The sequence below is a fragment of the Arthrobacter sp. Soil762 genome (assembly GCF_001428335.1).
Lineage (GTDB): Bacteria > Actinomycetota > Actinomycetes > Actinomycetales > Micrococcaceae > Arthrobacter.
The window spans coordinates 399,892-419,268 of record NZ_LMSG01000001.1; the positions used below are offsets into that span (position 1 = coordinate 399,892).

At 63.7% G+C, this 19,377-nt stretch carries 18 protein-coding genes; 8 read left to right on the plus strand and 10 right to left on the minus strand.

Going from position 1 to position 19,377, the window contains the following annotated elements; translation table 11 throughout:
* Positions 1–14: 14 nt before the first annotated feature.
* Positions 15–1,883, minus strand: a complete 1,869-nt coding sequence (gene ribA, locus ASG77_RS01845) for a GTP cyclohydrolase II RibA (RefSeq protein WP_056340434.1) — start codon at positions 1,881–1,883, stop codon at positions 15–17.
* Positions 1,884–2,016: 133 nt separating this feature from the next.
* Between ribA and ASG77_RS01850 the strand changes: the two genes are divergently transcribed.
* On the plus strand, positions 2,017–2,514 hold the full coding sequence (locus ASG77_RS01850) for a MarR family winged helix-turn-helix transcriptional regulator (protein WP_056340437.1): 498 nt from the start codon (positions 2,017–2,019) through the stop codon (positions 2,512–2,514).
* A gap of 172 nt (positions 2,515–2,686) precedes the next feature.
* Here ASG77_RS01850 and ASG77_RS01855 read toward each other — a convergent pair whose 3' ends face one another.
* Positions 2,687–3,580: a ribonuclease Z gene (locus tag ASG77_RS01855; RefSeq protein WP_056340440.1), complete on the minus strand. Its 894-nt coding sequence runs from the start codon at positions 3,578–3,580 to the stop codon at positions 2,687–2,689.
* Positions 3,581–3,638: 58 nt separating this feature from the next.
* On the opposite strand from ASG77_RS01855, the gene ASG77_RS01860 reads away from it, so the two are divergent.
* On the plus strand, positions 3,639–4,703 hold the full coding sequence (locus tag ASG77_RS01860; protein ID WP_056340443.1) for an FAD-dependent oxidoreductase: 1,065 nt from the start codon (positions 3,639–3,641) through the stop codon (positions 4,701–4,703).
* 355 nt (positions 4,704–5,058) lie between these two features.
* A complete protein-coding gene (locus tag ASG77_RS01865) occupies positions 5,059–5,922 on the plus strand; it encodes an SDR family NAD(P)-dependent oxidoreductase (RefSeq protein ID WP_235564235.1) in 864 nt (287 codons plus the stop codon).
* A gap of 77 nt (positions 5,923–5,999) precedes the next feature.
* On the opposite strand, the gene ASG77_RS01870 is transcribed toward ASG77_RS01865, so the two are convergent.
* Entirely contained in the window at positions 6,000–6,818 is an 819-nt protein-coding gene (locus ASG77_RS01870) for a CPBP family intramembrane glutamic endopeptidase (protein ID WP_056340446.1), read from the minus strand.
* Between the two features lie 205 nt (positions 6,819–7,023).
* Here ASG77_RS01870 and ASG77_RS01875 point away from each other — a divergent pair, with 205 nt between their 5' ends.
* Both ASG77_RS01875 and ASG77_RS01880 read left to right on the plus strand, forming a co-directional pair.
* Positions 7,024–7,494: a DUF4383 domain-containing protein gene (locus tag ASG77_RS01875; protein ID WP_056340449.1), complete on the plus strand. Its 471-nt coding sequence runs from the start codon at positions 7,024–7,026 to the stop codon at positions 7,492–7,494.
* 148 nt (positions 7,495–7,642) lie between these two features.
* The gene (locus tag ASG77_RS01880) at positions 7,643–9,172 is read left to right on the plus strand and encodes an FAD-dependent oxidoreductase (protein WP_056340452.1); all 1,530 of its coding nucleotides are present in this window, start codon (positions 7,643–7,645) and stop codon (positions 9,170–9,172) included.
* A gap of 7 nt (positions 9,173–9,179) precedes the next feature.
* Here ASG77_RS01880 and ASG77_RS01885 read toward each other — a convergent pair whose 3' ends face one another.
* The gene (locus tag ASG77_RS01885) at positions 9,180–9,467 is read right to left on the minus strand and encodes a hypothetical protein (protein ID WP_235564237.1); all 288 of its coding nucleotides are present in this window, start codon (positions 9,465–9,467) and stop codon (positions 9,180–9,182) included.
* 113 nt (positions 9,468–9,580) lie between these two features.
* Positions 9,581–9,964, minus strand: coding sequence for a cupredoxin domain-containing protein (locus tag ASG77_RS01890; protein ID WP_200950607.1), 384 nt, complete (start codon positions 9,962–9,964; stop codon positions 9,581–9,583).
* Between the two features lie 180 nt (positions 9,965–10,144).
* On the opposite strand from ASG77_RS01890, the gene ASG77_RS01895 reads away from it, so the two are divergent.
* The gene (locus ASG77_RS01895; RefSeq protein WP_056341522.1) at positions 10,145–11,224 is read left to right on the plus strand and encodes a PDDEXK nuclease domain-containing protein; all 1,080 of its coding nucleotides are present in this window, start codon (positions 10,145–10,147) and stop codon (positions 11,222–11,224) included.
* Between the two features lie 26 nt (positions 11,225–11,250).
* On the opposite strand, the gene ASG77_RS01900 is transcribed toward ASG77_RS01895, so the two are convergent.
* Positions 11,251–11,988: a VOC family protein gene (locus ASG77_RS01900; protein WP_056340458.1), complete on the minus strand. Its 738-nt coding sequence runs from the start codon at positions 11,986–11,988 to the stop codon at positions 11,251–11,253.
* A gap of 191 nt (positions 11,989–12,179) precedes the next feature.
* Here ASG77_RS01900 and ASG77_RS01905 point away from each other — a divergent pair, with 191 nt between their 5' ends.
* Complete coding sequence (locus ASG77_RS01905; RefSeq protein ID WP_056340460.1) at positions 12,180–13,394, plus strand: aminotransferase class I/II-fold pyridoxal phosphate-dependent enzyme; 1,215 nt, start codon at positions 12,180–12,182, stop codon at positions 13,392–13,394.
* Between the two features lie 212 nt (positions 13,395–13,606).
* Here the strand turns inward: ASG77_RS01905 and ASG77_RS01910 are convergent, their stop codons facing one another.
* Both ASG77_RS01910 and ASG77_RS01915 read right to left on the minus strand, forming a co-directional pair.
* The gene (locus tag ASG77_RS01910) at positions 13,607–13,867 is read right to left on the minus strand and encodes a type II toxin-antitoxin system RelE family toxin (RefSeq protein WP_056340464.1); all 261 of its coding nucleotides are present in this window, start codon (positions 13,865–13,867) and stop codon (positions 13,607–13,609) included.
* Entirely contained in the window at positions 13,864–14,112 is a 249-nt protein-coding gene (locus ASG77_RS01915; RefSeq protein WP_056341524.1) for a type II toxin-antitoxin system Phd/YefM family antitoxin, read from the minus strand. Before ASG77_RS01915 ends, ASG77_RS01910 begins: the two co-directional genes overlap by 4 nt.
* Positions 14,113–14,458: 346 nt before the next feature.
* Between ASG77_RS01915 and ASG77_RS01925 the strand changes: the two genes are divergently transcribed.
* The gene (locus ASG77_RS01925; protein WP_056340470.1) at positions 14,459–15,985 is read left to right on the plus strand and encodes an HNH endonuclease signature motif containing protein; all 1,527 of its coding nucleotides are present in this window, start codon (positions 14,459–14,461) and stop codon (positions 15,983–15,985) included.
* A gap of 165 nt (positions 15,986–16,150) precedes the next feature.
* Here the strand turns inward: ASG77_RS01925 and nrdF are convergent, their stop codons facing one another.
* Both nrdF and nrdE read right to left on the minus strand, forming a co-directional pair.
* On the minus strand, positions 16,151–17,125 hold the full coding sequence (nrdF, locus tag ASG77_RS01930; protein ID WP_024368367.1) for a class 1b ribonucleoside-diphosphate reductase subunit beta: 975 nt from the start codon (positions 17,123–17,125) through the stop codon (positions 16,151–16,153).
* A 91-nt stretch (positions 17,126–17,216) separates the two neighbouring features.
* The gene (gene nrdE, locus ASG77_RS01935) at positions 17,217–19,337 is read right to left on the minus strand and encodes a class 1b ribonucleoside-diphosphate reductase subunit alpha (protein WP_056341526.1); all 2,121 of its coding nucleotides are present in this window, start codon (positions 19,335–19,337) and stop codon (positions 17,217–17,219) included.
* Positions 19,338–19,377: the final 40 nt, after the last annotated feature.

Here is a 19,377-nt window from a genome sequence, read left to right on the forward strand (position 1 = left end):
GTCCCGAACCTCGGTTAGAACTGCCCGGCCGGGATGGAAAACCCGAGGTCCAGCAGTCCGCGGCCAGCCTGCTCCAGAATGGGATCCATGGTCAGCGAGGCGTGGTTGAGCAGAACGTTCACATCGCGCTGGATCCGCTGCAGCGGGTGCGTCAGCCGGTGCACACTCCCGCCGGATGCCGTCAGGATGAGGCGGACAGCCTCGGCCGACGCCGCGCCGCTGAGACCCAGCGACAGCCGGTACCGCGCCCGCTCCTCATCGGTGAAAGCGACAGGCCGCCGGCCGTTGGAAGCGGCCACCACCCTGACGGCTTCCTGCCAGTGCAGCCGCGCGGTGGCCACCTGCCCGTAGGCCTGCGAGAACCGGGCCTGAGCGAGTGGCGAATCCGCCTGCCGCGCCTGCGTTGTCTGCTTGACCTTGCGCACCATCATCAGGTCCTGGAACACCTCCAAGGCGTGCTCAGCGGCGCCCAATGCGGCAGCCGGGGCCACCATGTTCAGGAATGTGGCCATGGGGATGTGGATGTTCGGATCCGGGTGGATGCGGCTGCCTGGGTTGTCAGCGGCGGCCAGGAGATTCCACTCCAGGGCGCGGTGCGCCGGGACAAAGAGATTCTCAGTCCGGAGATCGTTGCTCCCGGTCCCCCGCAGGCCGGCCGTGTGCCAGACGTCCAGGAGTTCAAGATCGGACACCGGGACCAGGCACTGCAGGCGGACGTCACCGTGCTGCACGGCCAGGAGTGCCCACTCGGAGTGCATGATGCCGGAAGCGAAGCTCCAGCGGCCCGCGACGGTGTAACCGCCGGGGACCTTCTCTGCTTTACCGGGAGGGGCGCCGGTGGCGGCAGCCAAGGGCGCCGGCCCGGTGGCGAAGACTTGGTCCTGGGCTTCCTGCGGCCAGCGGGCCAGCATCCAGACATGTTCCACCAGGTGCCCGACGCTCCAGGCCGTGGAGACACAGCCCTGGGCAAGGCGGCGAACAACCTCCACGTAGGTTTCCAGCCCCATGCCGAAGCCGCCCACGGCCTTCGGCGCAAGCATCTGGAACACGCCCGCCGCCTTCAGTTCAGCCATGGTGGCTTCCGGAATGCGGCGGATCTCCTCGGTTTCCGCGGCACGCTCCCGCAGCCGGGGAACGAGGGCATCCACACGGGCCAGCAGCTCGTCATGGGATGGAATGATCTCTGCCGGCAGGGTCTCCCGAGAGTGGATCTCCGCCGGAAGGTCGATGGTGTGCGCTGTATGGCTGCGCTTCGCGGCCAGGTAGCGGTGATTGGCCTCCGACAGGTGCACCCCGGTGGGGACCTGCTCCGAGACGTCAACGCCGAGGGCGGTCAGCTGCGCCACTTTGTCCGGGTTGTTGGTGAGGAGGCGGATCCGGCCGGCGCCAAGCGCGCCGAGCATCTGGGCGGCGGCGCTGTAGTCCCGCTCGTCCTCGCCGCGGCCCAGGGCAACGTTGGCTTCGTAGGTGTCGAGTCCGGTGTCCTGCAGGGCATAGGCGTCGAGCTTGGAGTACAGGCCGATGCCGCGCCCCTCCTGCCGGACGTACAGCAGGAAGCCCCCGACGGCGGCAATCTCCTCGACTGCCTCGCGCAGCTGGGGTCCGCAGTCGCAGCGCTCGCTGCCGAACACGTCGCCCGTGAGGCATTCACTGTGCAGCCGGACCAAAGGCGCTGTACCTTCCGCGCCCTGGTCCAGGAGCGTCTGCTCCCATTCGCCGAGCGCGAGCAGCAGGTGCTCCTTGCCGTCGGCCAGTCCATGGAACGTCATGATCTCGGCGGTGGCCGTGAAGCCGTCAGGAAAGCGCAGCGGAACGGTGACCTGGCTGCGGACGGCGGCCGGTTGTTCGAATGGCCGCGCGACGGTCTCGGACATAACGGTCATCTGGGCTCCTCAGGACGGTCGGGACAGGAAGTACTTGAATGTTGAAGTAAAAGCTATCGTCTATTACTTCACGATGCAAGTGATTTGAGCGACACAAAACTTCATTCGTAAAGTAAAAGCGTAGACTCCCGCTATGGAACGTGCCGAAGAACCGCGATGGCTGAACAGCGAGGAACGCGAAGCCTGGCTGACGCTGGTCGCTGTGATCATGAAGCTTCCCGCAGCCCTGGACGCCCAGCTGCAGCAGGACGCCGGGATAAGCCACTTCGAGTACATGGTCCTTGCCGGCCTGTCTGAAGCTCCGGCCCGCACACGCCGGATGAGCGACCTCGCGGGTTTCACCGAGTCTGGGCTCTCCCGACTGTCCCAGGTTGTGAGCCGGCTGGAGAAGCGGGGCTGGGTGCATCGCTCCACGGATCCTTCCGACGGACGCATCACACTGGCAACGCTCACCGACGAGGGCTGGGCGAAAATCACCCAAACCGCTCCGGGGCACGTGGAAGCAGTCCGGGCGCTCGTGTTTGATCCCCTCACGAAGGCGCAGTCGCGCCAGCTGGGGAGCATAGGAAAACGCATCATGGGCGCCATTGACCCAGAGGACCGCTGCCTGCGCGAAAGCGCCCCGCTCTGAGGAGCAAGACGCTTTCGGACGGTCAGGCGTAAACGGTCTTTTCGACCTTCCACTGCATCAGCCGCGGATTTACCAGAAGCTGAGTTCCGCACCACGAGGCGGCGCGGTTTCCTTCGGTGCGAGCGTCCAGTGCTCACGCCCTGTCGAGGGCATATCCACGTCCTGACTTGGCTTAGGACCTGTGCCGCCGTTTGGGAATAGCGATCCGGTCCAGGTCATTTGCCGCTACCACGGCCGCCTCGCCGGCACGGGCCCTGGCCTGCTCGGCGAGCGCCGCAACGTCGTCGCCATATCGCGACGAGAAGTGTGTGAGGACAAGCGTTTCGACGGCGGCGCTGGCCGCCAACCCTCCCGCCTGCCCCGCAGTGAGGTGACCGTACTCCTTGGCGAGATCGGCGTCGTCGTCGCTGAAGGTGGACTCAGCCACGAGGAGATCGACGCCGTCGGCCAGTTCCTCGGCACCGGCACACAGTGCCGTGTCCATGACAAAGGCGAAGCGCTGGCCGGGACGGGGAACGCTCACGTCCTCCAGTCGTACGCCTGCTAGGCTTCCGTCGCGCTGTAGGCGTCCGACGGCCGGACCCGAAATGCCTGCCGCCACCAGCCTTTCCGGGAGGAGACTGCGACCGTCGGGTTCAGTCAGCCTGTAGCCATAGGTCTCTATGCGGTGCCGCAGCGGCCGGACCTCAAGGCCAGGTGAGATCGTTCCCGCACCACCATGCGGGTGAAGCTTCAGGTCAATCCCCGGTGTGCTGATGGCTACGAGCGCGCGGACCACATCCTCACCCGAAGCGGGATAGTGCAGATGGACCAGATGGCTCACGCCGTCCAGAGCCATGCGCGACAGCACGCCGGGTAGCCCGAAGCAGTGGTCACCGTGCATGTGGGTGAGGCAAATGCGCGTAATCTGGGAGGCCGACACGCCGGCACGGATCATCTGCCGCTGGGTCCCTTCGCCGGGATCGAAAAGCAGGCCCTCGCCGTCCCACCGCAACAGGTACCCGTTCTGGTTGCGGGTCCGCGTCGGGACTTGGGAGGCTGTGCCGAGGACGACAACTTCACGCATGAGAGCAATCCTCGCAGGTCCGGCGGCCTTGCGTGCGTGGGGTCGGTACCCTTGAGGCGTGGGACATTCAGCTGTCATCATCGGTGCGGGAATCGGCGGCCTGAGCACGGCACGTGCGCTGAAGCGTCACGGCTGGTCAGTGACTGTTTTGGAGCAGGCTGCGGCCCTGCCGACCTCGGGCACCATGCTGGGCATGTGGCCGGCCGCGATGAAGGCCCTCGCCGACATTGGTATTGACGCCCCAAGCCGCACTGACGGCTGGGCACATATCGCCGCCAGCGCACGAACCCGGCTCTGGACGCCGGCGGGGCGGACATTGCTGACAGCCCCCGGGGGCGCCGACGTGAACCTGGTCTCCCGGCCCGCGTTGCTCGCCGCGCTTGCCCGGGACATTGATATCACCTTCAACACGCAGGTCATCGACCCCGGACAGCTGGACGATGCGGAGCTGGTGGTCGGCGCAGACGGCACGTTCAGCCGCACCCGGCAGCGGATGTTCGGTGACCGGTTCCACGCCCGTTCCCTTGGAGCCGTCGCATGGCGGGGCACCGTCAAGGGCGCCGTGGCCGGATACGGCGAGACCTGGGCCCCCGGGGCACTGTTCGGCATCACGCCGGCAGGTCCTGATGCGACCAACTGGTATGCATGCATCCGCGCCAGCCAGACGTTTGAAGGACCACATCTGGTGCACATAGTGGACCAATTCGGGTACTGGCATCGCGGCGTGCGGGAGCTGATTGACAGGATCGAAGAAAACACCGTCCTGCATCATGGCCTTTTCGAGGCGCCGAAGCTACGACGGTTCATCACCGGAAACACAGTGTTGGTGGGCGACGCCGCCCACGCAATGGCGCCGTTCCTTGGACGTGGCGCCTGCGAGGCCATCGTTGATGGAGCCACCCTGGGACGGTCCATGGCGCAGGCCACGTCTGTCAAGGCTGGTCTTGCCCTGTTCGATCACGAGCGCAGGGCTCGAACGCGGCGGCTGGTCCTGGCCTCGCACCTGATGGGTCAATTCGCCATGATGGATACCGGCTCGGGAATCCGCAACGCCGCGGTTGGTACCGTCGGCCGGCTGGTGAAGCCACGGCCACGGCGGGATCCCACGCTCCCCCGTCGCTAGTGGGCGTCAGTCACGCGGGCGCATGAGCCGCCGGGCTTCCCCGGCCGGGTCGGAGCGGCTGAAAAGCGAGGGGCTTGCCACCGTGACTGCACGCCTTGATGGCGGGCAGGACTCGGAGGGCGTGCCTTGCCGGCGCCGGCGGACCCTCAGCGCCGGCTGACAGCATCCTGGGGCCAGGAACTCACGGTGCGGTTGGGCGAAAGGCCGCTACGGCGGGTGGTGTAAGGAAGTTGTCTGGTCAATCCGGCTGGCGTGTGTTGCGATTTTGACTGGTCGAGGGATGGCGCCGGGAATCCCAGGCTCCACGGCGGCCTCATCGTTACGACAAGATGGCAACGCGTCAGGAGGCGAGGCGATGGCATCCATGGATGGAACCGTGGCACTGGTGACGGGCGCCGCCGGCGGCTTGGGTGGCGCTGTGGCAACCGGCCTTGCACGAGAGGGTGCATTGGTGGTCGTGGTGGGGCGATCAGCAACCCGGGCGAGCGAGGCGATGGAGCGCATCCGCCGACTGGTTCCGGGCGCCATGCTCGAACCGCTGGTCTGTGACCTCTCTGACCAGCCGTCGATCCATGCGGCGGCGGCTGACTTCATGTCCCGCCACGACCGGCTCGACGTGCTGGTCAACGCAGCGGGGGTGTTCCGCAAGGAGCGCCAGGTAACGCGCGATGGAATTGACCTGACCTTCGCCACCAACGTGATGGCCTACTTCCTCCTGACCAACCTGCTGCTGGACGCGCTCACGCGCCGCGCAGCCGCACCACCCGGTAATTCCCGTATCGTCAACATCGCGTCCCGGTATGGCAATGCCAGGCTGGACTTCGACGACCTCCAGACGTCAAGCGGCAAGTACAGCTACCTTCGCTCGACGCCGCCCACAATGCTGGCCCGGGTTCTGCTCACGCAGGAGTTTGCTGAGCGGCTCCGCGGCTCAAGCGTGGTCGCCAATGCCGTCCATCCGGGGCTGGTCAAGAACACGACGCTGCTGCAGGACGTCGGGGGCCCTTTCCGCTGGATCACGAACACGTTCGGAGCACCGGCAGAAAAGGCGGCGGATACACCGCTCTGGCTCGCCACGTCACGCGAAACAGCGGGAGTCTCCGGAAAGCTGTGGGCCAAGCGCAAGGAGCTCCCGACGCCCGGAATGGGATCGGACCCCGAAGCCCGGAGGCGCTTGTGGGACGCGTGCGCGCATCTGGCCGGGATGAGGGCCATGTGAAAGATGCAGACCTGCGGGCCAGGCTGCGGATCGAAAGCCTTCACGAAGGCCTGTGCGCCCAGATCATGCACGTGGCCTCAATACAAGAAGATCGGCAGCCAGTCGCGGTTGTGCGCGTGCACCAGTGCGAGGAACAGCACGAAGTCGAAGACTAAGTGCACCGTCACAACATAGGTGAACGACTTGGTCAGCTTGAAGGTGTATCCCTGCAGCAGCGCGAACGGGAACGTAAGAAGCGGTCCCCAGGCCATGTAGCCGATCTCCCAGAGAAAGGACGAGAAGACCACGGCCTGCAGGATGTTGGCGAGGCAGTCCGGGAAGTGCCGCCGGAGCAGCGTGAACGTGGTGCAGATGAAGAACAGCTCGTCCCAGATTCCAACCGCATTCACGCCGAGAAACAGCCGCCAGAAGATAGTGGGGTCGGACGCGTCCGGCCAGTTCTGATACACGTCCGTGCGGATCAGGTAGACCGGCAGGATGAGGTAGCCGAGGGCCACAACAGCGATCAGGTACAGCTTTGCGCTCAACGGCCACTTGCGGCCCGTGTTCACCGGAAACTTGATGATCCTCTCGCAGTAGACGAAACGGGACACCAGCCACGGCAGCAGCACGGCCAACGCAAGGGCTCCACCCATCAGGGCAATGTGCGGGATGCTCAAATCAGCGTTCAGCGGAACCAGGCTGATGATCACCATTCCCGCCGCAATCAGCGCGAGGTGCCGTAGGAATTCGCGGTCGATGATTGCGGCCGTGACCAAGCTCAATGCAAGCACGCCGTAGCCCATGAGGTCATTCTCGACGCCGAATAGCAGCACTCCGGACACCGAGAGCAGGACCGCTGGCACCAGTTTCCAGGTGAGTGCGGTACGGGGTGGTTCGGTCAAAATCGAAGTCACGCTACCAGCATGTCAGCGACGGCGACGTCTGGGAAAGATGGCCGCGGCGGTCAACGCCTGGGTGAGGGCCCCAAAGGACTGTTACCCCTGCCCACACGCGGTTTTCCGGAGTACGATGTGGGCGTCGGCAGGATTCCTGCGACTCCTCGCCGCAAGGCCGGCTCTCCACTTGAAGAGCCGGCAACCAGCGTGAAAGGGAGACAAAATGACTACCGCGTCGCACCCTGCCCAACACCACATGATGGGGTTGACACTTCACAACACCGCCATCGGTATCGGTGCAGTTTTCCTGCTGGTTGGAGTCCTCGGGTTCATCCCGGGAATCACCACCAATTACGGCGCCATGACCTTCGCGGGACATGAGTCCGGGGCCATGCTCCTTGGCGTCTTCCAAGTGTCAGTGCTGCACAACATCGTGCATTTGCTGTTCGGTGTGGCCGGCATCGCAATGGCCCGGACAAACCCGATGGCGCGCTGGTTCCTGCTCGGCGGCGGCATCGTGTACCTGGTCCTGTGGATCTACGGCCTGGTCATCGACACGAACGCGGCTGCCAACTTCGTCCCGTTCAACACTGCTGACAACTGGCTGCACCTGGTTCTGGGACTCGGCATGATCGGCCTGGGCCTCTGGCTGGGCAGGGATGCCATGGAGAAGACGAAAGGAAGCACCTCCTAGCGCCACGGTTTGTGGGAAACCGACGACGGCGGCCGTCCCCTGGAGTAGAAAATCCTCGGGACGGTCGCCGTCAGTCCCTCGGCGTCGGCTTGCTGCTGACGCAGCCTTAACACAGCCGAGCAGTACCGGGTGATCCTGAGGTGACGCAGTGAATGACGCATCGAACGGTGGACGGCCGGAAGGTGAACCCCGCTCCCTCTGGGTCGCTACCGCCGGAACCACCGATTATCCTGTCCTGCGCGGGGATCTGGAGGTGGACGTCGCGGTTATCGGGGCTGGCGTCGCCGGGCTGACCGCCGCGTTGGCACTCAAACGCACCGGCCGGACCGTCGCGGTCATCGAGACCGCCCGCGTCGGAACCGGCGTCACCGGCCACACCACCGGCAAGGTCACCTCCCTTCACCGCCTTGCCTACACGGAACTTGCGCGCCGACACGGCAACGACACCGCGCGTATCTACGGGGAGGCCAACCAGGCCGCAGTCGAACACGTCGCGCAACTCGTGGCCGCCGAAGCCATCGACTGTGACTTCCGCCGCGTCGCCAACTACACCTACGCCGAATCCGACGACGCGCTCAGCCTCGTGCGCGCCGAAGCCAACCTTGCCGCCCGCCTCGGCCTGCCCGCCGCTTTCACCACCGACGTGCCGCTCCCCTTCCCGGTCAAGGGTGCGGTCCGATTCGACGGACAGGCGCAAATCCATGCCGTGAAATACCTCCAGGGTCTCGCCCGCGCGGTCAACGGTGAGGGCAGCTTCGTCTTCGAGGAGACCCGGGCGCAGCAGGTCCACGATGGTTCCCCAGCCGTGGTCGATACCGAACACGGCACCGTCCGGGCCCGCGGCATCATCGTCGCTACGAATGTGCCCTGGGGCGGCCAGGGCCTGTTCTACCTTCGGTCTCATCCGCACCGCTCCTACCTCGTAGCCGGACGCGTGGACAGACCACCGCTGGACGCCACGTTCATCAGCGCCGACGAACCGATGCGATCCATTCTGACCACCAGCGTCAACGGCACAAACTACGTGCTCACCGGCGGCGAAGGCCACCGCGTGTCCGAGTCCGGCGACATAGCCGCGCGTTACCGCAGACTCGCCACCTTCGCCCACGACCGCCTCGGTGTGGACAAGATCGCGTACCGATGGTCAACACAGGACGGCATCCCGCTCGACGGGCTGCCCTACGCCGGACTCATGTCCCCCACCGCCAAACACGTGTACGTGATCACCGGCCTGCGCAAATGGGGCCTGTCCAATGGAACCGCTGCCGCCCTCATCCTTGCCGACACACTCAGCGGCCGGGAAAACCCCTGGGCCTCGGTGTTCAACAGCAACCGGTTCACCCCGGCGGCCAGCGCGAAACGGTTCGCGGAGGAGAACTTCAAAACCGTGTCAGCTGTCCTGGCCAGCAAGCTCCGCCGCCCGCCCGGCCACTCGGACCTGTCGCCGGGAGAGGGGACAGTCATCACAGTCAACGGCGAGAGCACCGCCGTCTACAAAGACGCGGACGGGCAGGTCCACGCCGTCTCCGCAACCTGTACCCACCTGGGCTGCACCGTCGGCTTCAACACCTCCGACGCCACGTGGGACTGCCCGTGCCACGGCTCCAGATTCACCACCGAGGGCACCGTCATCCAAGGGCCAGCCGCCAAGAACCTCCCATCTGCGCCGATGCCCTGACGGCCCACTATCTGCTCACGGACCGTCGCTTGGGGGCGGTACGCACCAGGCCCACAGCGGCCAGGAGTGCTCCCACTCCTTCTGCGACCGCGCTGAGCGACTTCTCAAAAAACCACACCGGCTCATACATCGCGGGGAAGGGTCCAAAGGCCGGGATATCCACATACCGGTACAACACCACGGCCACGAATGCGCTCAGCGCCACCACCAAGGCCAGGGCAAAAGAGGCTCTGCTTTCTCGGAACAGAACCCACAGCGCCGTCAGCACTGCCGCAGCCGATTCGAGATAGAACAAGTTGCCTTGTCCGATTCCGCCAGGCGAAGCCGCCTAGTAGCCGGGGGCCAGATAAATATGGACCCCGGCATCGATGAACAATGCCAGTGCCGTCAGTACCCTCAGTGCCATGTTCATTTGACTATCAGCGTCCCGCGCATATTGGGGTGATAGGTGCAGAAGTAGGGGTAGGACCCGGTTGCCGAGGGCGCCGTGAACGTGGCCGTGCCGCCGCTTCCCCGCACATCCACGTCAAATGCCTGGCCCTGGTCTGCGGTGACGGTATGGCCCGCTGAATCCATGTTGGTGACCGTGACAAGGGCGCCCGGCGCGACGGTCAGCGGCGCGCCATACTCGAAGTCCTTGATGGTGATAACAGGCGCTCCAGGGGTGACCGCTCCCGTCGTCGCTGTCCCCGGCCCGGGGGACGCCGCGGGACTTCCGGCGCCGGAGCCGCAACCGCCCACAAGGAGCGCCGCCATCAGCAGCACTGTGGCCTTCGCCTGAATCGCTCTCACAGTGACCGTCCTCGACTCCGGAAACCAGGGCCGGCCAGGCCCTGCCTGTCCCTATCATTGTGCGCGCATCAGACGGAAATGGCGCCTGCGGTTCGGTGAAAGGCGGCCGACGGCGGTGAATGTCAGAGCCCGCAGATAGGTTCAGGGGACATGACCGCCACGAAGGGACCGCTCCTCCACATGTCCACAGCAGCATCGTTTGAATCAGCGCCCACGGCGTCCAGCATGCCGGATTGGTACCCGGACTTGCTGGCGTCCGTCACGGGCAAAGTCAGGGCTGGCCGTTCCAAGGCGATCGCCGCTGCGAACCAGGAAATGCTGCACAGTTATCTGGCGATCGGGCGGGACATTCTGGAACGCCAAAGTCTCGAAGGCTGGGGCGCCCGAATCGTCGACCGGCTCTCAGTTGATCTCAAGCGGCAGTTTCCCGAAGCAACCGGATTCTCGCCGCGAAACCTGAAATACATGCGGGCCTTCGCTGAAACATGGCCAACCGAGGCAATTGTGCAAGCGCCGCTTGCACAATTGCCCTGGTACCACCACCTCGCGCTGATCCATAAGCTCAACGACCCCGAAACACGGCTCTGGTACGCAGCTGCCGCCGTCGAGAATGGCTGGTCTCGTAACGTAATGGCACACCATATCGAGACGAAACTCCACGAACGCTCCGGCAAGGCGATCACCAACTTCAAAGCGACATTGCCGCCGTCGGACTCGGATCTTGCCCAGCAATCATTCAAGGACCCATACGTCTTCGACTTCGTGTCCATGACAGGCAAGCGGAATGAGCGTGAGCTTGAGGGGCAGCTCGTGGTGCACGTCGAAAAGTTCCTGTTGGAACTCGGCCAAGGGTTTGCCTTTGTCGGCCGGCAAGTCCGGTTGACTATCGGCGACGACGAGTTTTTCGCCGATCTGCTCTTCTATAACTTCAAGCTCCGTTGCTTCGTCGTGGTGGAGTTGAAAGCCACCGCCTTCAAGCCGGAGTATCTCGGCCAGATCAACATGTACATGTCCGCTGTTGACGACCTCCTGGGTCATGCTGACGACGAGCCGACCATCGGACTGCTGCTGTGCAAAACGAAGAACAATGTCGTGGCCGAGTACTCTCTGCGGGGCTTCTCGAAACCGATCGGTATCGCCGAATGGGAATCCGAGATTGTGGCGTCCTTGCCTGAAGAATTCGCTGCCACGCTGCCCAGCATCAGCGAAATTGAAGCCGAGCTTTCGCAGGATTTTTCACAAGGAGATCCGGTGAATTAGCCGGAATCACTATGTAAGGCTCTGCGTCAGCCCGGAGTGAGGATGCAGAACTCGTTGCCCTCCGGGTCGGCGAGGCACACCCATGACACATCGCCCTGGCCGACGTCGGCGTCAGTGGCGCCCAGCGCCCGAAGCCTGGCCACTTCTGCCGCTTGATCATCACCCGGATACGGCATCAGGTCGAGATGGACACGGTTCCACACAGTCTCCACGCCAGAGGTGCGAAGTAATTCCAGATACGGCCCGACACCCTTGGCAGAACGCAGCCTCGCATGATCGTCATTCACCTCGTGCAGGGTCCAGTCCGTAGCCTCACCCCAGAACCGGGCCATGGCCCGCGGATCCGCGCAGTTGACCACCACCGTGGCGATCGGCCCGGTGTCCCGGTAGATCGGTCGCGGCTCCAGCACACAGAACACATTGCCCTCCGGGTCGGCCAGGACCGTCCACGGCACATCACCCTGGCCCACATCCGCGGGCGTGGCACCGAGCTCCAACAGCCGCGCGACCAGCTCCGCGTGATGGGCCTCAGAAGTGGTGGCTAAATCGAGGTGCGCGCGGTACTTCACTGTCTCGGGGTCCGGGACCGTGACGACATCGACGCAGACAGCGGCAGGGTCCGGCCAGGCGAAGCCCACGGGCTCAACATTGGTCACACCGGGTCCCTCGCTGGAAACACCCCAGCCGAGCGCCTCCGCCCAAAACCGGCCGAGGGCCGAGTCATCCCGAGCCTTGAAATTCACCTGAACAAGTCGCAGCGCCATAGCACCCGACCCTATACCCAGGGCAATAACCGGTACGGGAGGCACTCCCTAGTTCGGGCCATTATCGCGGAGTCTTTACTCCAACGCGTCGTCGAGTCAACAATGGCTCTTACAACAGCCTCCGCTGGCTCGGCAGCGCGCTGCCCATCCGACTGCCGCCCCGCCGGGCTGCCCTGCACAGGAGCGCTGACATGAACGATCCGACACCCACATCCCAGACAACCTCCGCAGTATCTGATCGCGCTGCACGGCTGGCGTCGATCCCCTCCTTTCAGCGGGTTAACGCCTACATCCGGGAGTACAGTGCCCGCGGGTACGGGCAGGTGCCGGGCTGCGACTTCACCTTCGGCAATCCGCACCAGATGCCGGCCGACCGCTACGTCAATACGCTGCGGGACGCGCTGGCTCCTCAGAATGATCAGTGGTTCGCCTACCAGACCAACGGCGAGGCCGCCCGGGAAGCAGCCGCTCAATCCCTTCACAGGCTGCTGGATGTGCCCTTCCGGACGGAGGATATCTACCTCACCACCGGTGGCTTCGCTGCCATCGCCCTTGCGCTGAAGACCGTCGCCGATCCCGGCGACGAGATCATTTACAGCCTGCCGCCCTGGTTCCTATACGAGCCGCTGATCCTTGAAGCCGGGCTCGTACCGGTGAAGGTGAAAATCAACACAACCACGTTCGACCTTGACCTCGACGCGATCGAGGCCGCCATCACGGAACGCACCCGGGCAGTGATCGTCAACTCGCCCAACAATCCCACGGGGCGGATTTATCCCCCCGAATTGCTGGTCAGGCTGGCCGAATTGCTGGAGGCGGCCTCGGCGAGGATTGGACGGCGGATTTACCTCATCTCGGACGAGGCCTACAACCGGATCGTTTTCGACGGCTTGCGGTTCCACAGCCCTGTGGAGTTCTACCCGCACACGCTCCTGGCCTACTCCTACGGCAAGACCCATCTCTCCCCAGGCGAGCGCGTCGGCTACCTGGCGTTGCCGCCCACCATGCCGCAGCGGGATGAGATGGAGCCGGCTATCACGGGCCTGCAGGTGGCGATGGGCTGGGTGTATCCGAACGCCCTGCTGCAGCACGCGCTTCCCGAACTGGAGAAGTTCACCATCGACGTCGGCCAGTTGCAGCGGCGCCGGGACCGTCTCGTCGATGTGCGCGGCGGCATGGAGTACCTCGTCCGGGGGCCGGAGGGCACGTTCTACCTGTATGTCACGTCCCCCATTTCGGACGACGAGGCGTTCGCCACGTCACTTGCCCGCCGGGACGTCTTCGTGTTGCCGGGCGTGCTGTTCGAGACGCCTGGCTTCTTCCGGCTCTCCCTGACAGCCAACGAGGACATGATCGAACGCAGCTTGCCGGCATTCGAAGCGGCGATGAAGGAAAGCCGCCCGTGATTCATGCTGAAGGAGCCCTGCCGGCTGTAGCCGACAGGACTCCCCCGGCGTCCCGCTGAAGTTCCGGTTACCCCGGGATCTGGATCCGCGCCGCTTCCTGCATCAGCGGCCCTTATTGGGTTGGGACTAGCCGGGGAACTCATCATCCGGGGCGTGGAAAGGGCAAACCGACAGCGGCCATCGATGTCCTGACCGGGAGGAAAGGTGGACGGTTACTTATCGTAGACGTCGCGTCGATGCCCTACGGTGACAAGAACCACGAGCAAAACGTCGTCCTGGATCGTGTAGATGATCCGATAGTCACCTACACGGACCCGGTAACCCGGACGGCCGCTCAAGGCAATTGCTTTGGGCGGCCGCGGGTCTTGGCCGAGGAGCGCGATCGCACCTTGAATGCGTTCTTTGTCCTCGGGGTGAATTTTCTTAAGTGCGCGGATGGCCGCAGGTCTTAGCTCAATCCGGTAGGGGCTCATGCCCAGCCCAGATCCGCCTTCACTTGTACCCAGGGAATGTTCTCGCCTTCTTCCGCCATTGCTGCATCGAACGCCGCAATGTCCTCGACTTCTTCCAAAGCAGCAAGCATCTGCTCATATCGCTCTGGCGATAGTAGAACCGCTGCCCGATGTCCGCGGCGTTCAATAAATACCGGCTCAGACTCGGCCCTTTCGATGAGCTCCGGCAAGTGTGATCGCGCGTCCGTGATGTTGATGGTCGACATGCAGCAAATGTACATCTCTGAGTTTCAGATGTACATATACCCAAGAAACTAGAAGTTCCACTTCTCAATCTCCTGCTTGCGCCCCTCAGAGAGGCCTTCGAAGCCCTTCGGGAACTTTAAGCCGATGTAATGGCCGTGGACGGCCTGACCGACTGGACCGTACGCGACGATGTACGACCAAGCTGCGCTCCTCGATTTATGTCCTGTAAATGATTTGCTCGTCATCGGATCACCGCCGCGCCCAGTCGGCCGCGTAACGCAAGTCTTTTTGGATAGCCGGGGATCTTGGCCCAGCAGCGAGATTGCGCCCACGCAAAATGTCAGACCTCCTTTCCATAATGAGTACATGGCAAGCGAAGCGGTGGCAAAGGCGTTTGAGGCGATAGACGCCGCTGTTGCCATGCTTCGCGACGAGGTGGCTGAATCTGATTGCGGGTCGCCCTCGGACTCCGACCCTCTGGCTGTCGTTGCTGACGGATGCTTGGACATCCTTGCCGGGATCGCACGGGCTGAGGCTCGGATCGCGGCATTGAAGGCGGAGGCAGCCGCTACATATGCGGACTCGGCGCGGTCGGCGGTACCTCCGGACATGCCTGTCCAGGCGCAGGAAATGGCAATTGCTGCCGAAGTGGGCTGCGTACTGGCCATCGGCGGCCGGGCCGCAGGCGCGCTGCTGGAGCAATCCTGCGCTCTGGCAACATCTCTGCCACGCACCCTGGCAGCCCTTCAGGCGGGAACGGTTTCGTGGCAGCACGCCAGGGTGATCGTGGACGAAACCGCCACCCTTGACCGCGACGCAGCCAAGGCACTGGAAGCCCACTTCCTCGAAGCTGACGCGCCCAGTCCTGCCTGCGGTTGCCCGGCCGGCGAGATGCCCGCCTACAGGTTCCGGCGGAAGGCCCGGACCTGGCGGGAACGCCACCACCCGGACAGCATCGAAAAACGCCACGCTAAGGGCGTCGAGGACAGGTGCCTGGAATATACTCCGGAGCAGGACGGCATGGCGCGGATGTCCGCCTACCTGCCCGCGGACCAGGCGGCTGCGATCTGGAACCGCATTACCGCCATCGCGCGGGGCCTGCAGGGTCCCGAGGAGGACCGGACGCTCACGCAGCTGAGGGCAGACGTCTTCGCCACGGCAGCCCTTCGAAGCGACAGCGGCTGCACCCGCTGCCGCAACAGCATCGGGACTGCGGCTAGGGCGGGGGCACCCGGTCTTGCCGATATCCCCACGCCCCGGGCGGAGGTCCTGATCACCGTCCCCATCTTCTCCCTGCTCGGGGTGACCGAGGAGCCGTCGATGCTCGACGGGTACGGACCCATCCCAGCCTCCATGGCAAGGGAACTGGTGGCCAACGGAGCTGACTCGTTCCACCGGGTGCTCGTCGATCCGCGGGATGGGGCACCTTTGGAAATCGGCCGCACGAGTTACCGGCTCACGAAGGCCATGCGGAACTGGCTACGGATGCGCGACGGCAAATGCCCATTCCCCGGCTGCAGCAACCATTCCCTGGACAACGAGGCAGACCACCTCCTGGCCTGGCATCACGGCGGAACCACCGGGATCAGCAACCTTGGACAGCCATGTCGCCGGCACCACAGTCTCAAACACGCCAGCGGCTGGAAACCGACGCCGGCAACAAAGAATGAGCCGCCCGGCTGGGTGTCACCATCAGGGCGCAAATACAAAAGCGAACACCAGGACTGGGAACCGCCCCACTGGCCCCCTTCACTGGGGCCGCGGGCCGGCGAGGGACAATACTCTGGGCCTTGTGCACCAACGTCCACCGCCTCGCGGGGGACCGTGGACTATGTTCAGATGCCGCCATCGGCGGGAGAAGACTGCCTTCGGGCGTACCTCAGCGCAAGATGAGCTGCCGGACGAACCTGCCGGGCCTCCACCGTCCCGTGGGCTCCGCTGCGCCACCGCCTGTCCCGGGCACCGGATCCACTCGATCTGCCCCCAACGCACAAGGGGCACCGCACAAAGCGTGCGGTGTCCCTTGTTGTCAGGTCCTGGAAATTGCCTGTTTTTGTCCTAGAAGTCCCAGTCATCATCCTCAGTATTGACAGCCTTACCAATGACGTACGACGAACCGGACCCGGAGAAGAAGTCGTGGTTCTCGTCGGCGTTCGGGGACAGGGCCGAGAGGATGGCCGGGTTCACGTCGGTGACGGAAGCCGGGAACATGGCCTCGTAGCCCAAGTTCATCAGTGCCTTGTTAGCGTTGTAGTGCAGGAACTTCTTGACGTCCTCGGCGAGGCCGACGGAGTCGTAGAGGTCGTGCGTGTACTGGACCTCGTTCTCATACAGCTCGAAGAGCAGTTCGAACGTGTAGTCCTTGATCTCCTGCTTGCGCTCCTCGGACAGGCCCTCAAGGCCCTTCTGGAACTTGTAGCCGATGTAGTAGCCGTGGACGGCTTCGTCGCGGATGATCAAACGGATCAGGTCGGCCGTGTTCGTCAGCTTGGCCCGTGAGGACCAGTACATGGGCAGGTAGAAGCCCGAGTAGAACAGGAAGGACTCCAGCAGCGTGGAGGCCACCTTGCGCTTCAGCGGATCGTCGCCCTGGTAGTAGTCCATGACGATCTGGGCCTTCTTCTGAAGGTTCACGTTCTCGGTGGACCAGCGGAAGGCCTCGTCGATCTCCTTGGTGGAGGCCAGCGTGGAGAAGATCGAGGAGTAGCTCTTGGCGTGCACGGACTCCATGAACGCAATGTTCGTGTAGACGGCTTCCTCGTGCGGGGTGATCGCGTCCGGAATCAACGACACGGCGCCGACGGTGCCCTGGATGGTGTCCAGCAGCGTCAGACCGGTGAACACGCGCATGGTGAGCTGCTGCTCGTCCGGGGTCAGCGTGGCCCACGACTGGACGTCGTTGGACAGCGGGATCTTCTCCGGCAGCCAGAAGTTGTTGACCAGGCGGTTCCAGACGTCTACGTCCTTGTCGTCCTGGATGCGGTTCCAGTTGATCGCTTCGACGTGGCTAAGCAGCTTGACCTTCTCGGTCATGTCATCCCCTAAAAGTTGGGTTGTTCTTTGAAGTTAAGCGTACGACGGCGGGCGGGCGCCCGCCGTCGTACTGTCCAGATTTAGTTGAAGATTAAAGCATGCAACTGACGCAGCCGTCCACTTCGGTTCCCTCCAGCGCGAGCTGGCGGAGACGGATGTAGTAGATGGTCTTGATGCCCTTCTTCCAGGCGTAGATCTGGGCCCGGTTGATGTCGCGCGTGGTGGCGGTGTCCTTGAAGAACAGCGTCAGGGACAGGCCCTGGTCCACGTGCTGGGTGGCTGCGGCGTAGGTGTCGATGACCTTCTCGTAGCCGAGCTCGTACGCGTCCTGGTAGTACTCCAGGTTGTCGTTCGTCAGGTACGGCGCCGGGTAGTACACGCGGCCCAGCTTGCCTTCCTTGCGGATCTCGATCTTGGACGCCACCGGGTGGATCGAGGAGGTGGAGTTGTTGATGTAGGAGATCGAGCCCGTCGGCGGCACAGCCTGCAGGTTCTGGTTGTAGATGCCGTGTTCCATGACGGAAGCCTTCAGCTCACGCCAGTCATCCTGGGTGGGGATGTGGATGTTCTTGAACAGCTCCGCAACCTTCTCGGTCTGCGGCACCCACTCCTGCTCCGTGTACTTGTCGAAGAACTCGCCCGAGGCGTACTTGGACTTCTCGAAGCCGCCGAAGGTCTGTCCGGTCTGGATGGACAGCAGGTTGGAGGCGCGGACCGCGTGGTACACCACCGAGTAGAAGTAGATGTTGGTGAAGTCCAGGCCCTCTTCGGAACCGTAGTGGACCCGCTCGCGGGCCAGGTAGCCGTGCAGGTTCATCTGGCCCAGGCCGATGGCGTGGGACTGGTCGTTGCCGCGGGCGATGGACGGCACGGAGGTGATGTTGGACATGTCCGAGACCGCCGAGAGGGACCGGATGGCCGTCTCGATGGTCAGGCCGAAGTCCGGGCTGTCCATGGCCTTGGCGATGTTCAGCGAACCCAGGTTGCAGGAGATGTCCTTGCCGGTCTGGTCGTAGGACAGGTCATCGTGGTACGTGGTGGGCTGCGAAACCTGGAGGATCTCCGAGCACAGGTTGGACATGATGATTTTGCCGTCGATCGGGTTTTCCCGGTTCACGGTGTCCTCGAACATGATGTACGGGTAGCCGGATTCGAACTGGATCTCGGCGAGGGTCTGGAAGAACTCGCGCGCCTTGATCTTGGTCTTCTTGATCCGGGAATCGTCCACCATCTCGTAGTACTTCTCGGTGACCGAGACGTCGGAGAACGGCATGCCGTAGACGCGCTCGACGTCGTACGGGGAGAACAGGTACATGTCCTCGTCCTTTTTGGCCAGCTCGAACGTGATGTCCGGGATGACAACGCCCAGCGAGAGGGTCTTGATGCGGATCTTCTCATCCGCGTTCTCGCGCTTGGTGTCCAGGAAGCGGTAGATGTCCGGGTGGTGCGCGTGCAGGTAGACGGCGCCGGCACCCTGGCGGGCACCGAGCTGGTTGGCGTAGGAGAAGCTGTCCTCGAGGAGCTTCATCACGGGGATGACGCCGGAGGACTGGTTCTCGATCTGCTTGATCGGGGCGCCCACTTCGCGGATGTTGGTCAGCGCGAACGCCACACCGCCGCCGCGCTTGGACAGCTGCAGCGCCGAGTTGATGGACCGGCCGATCGATTCCATGTTGTCTTCGATGCGGAGCAGGAAGCAGGAGACCAGCTCGCCGCGCTGCTTCTTGCCGGCGTTCAGGAACGTGGGCGTGGCCGGCTGGAAGCGGCCTTCGATGATCTCGTCCACCATCTGCAGGGCGAGCTTCTCGTCGCCGCGGGCCAGGTGGAGGGCCACCATGCAGACGCGGTCCTCGTAGCGCTCCAGGAATCGATTGCCGTCGAACGTCTTCAGCGTGTAGGACGTGTAGAACTTGAACGCGCCCAGGAAGGTCTCGAAGCGGAACTTCTTCTTGTACGCGCGGTTGTAGAGCTCGCGGATGAAGTTCATCGTGTACTGGTCGAGGGTTTCGCGCTCGTAGTACTGGTTTTTCACCAGGTAGTCGAGCTTCTCTTCCAGGTCATGGAAAAAAACGGTGTTGTTGTTCACGTGCTGCAGGAAGTACTGGTGTGCAGCCTCGCGGTCGGCCTCGAACTGGATCTCGCCGTTCGGACCGTACAGGTTCAGCATGGCGTTGAGCTCGTGATAGCCCAGCCCCTTATAGGCGGCCGGCATCTCGGGCTTTTCGACGGCGGCGCCTGCGCGGGCGCCCTGG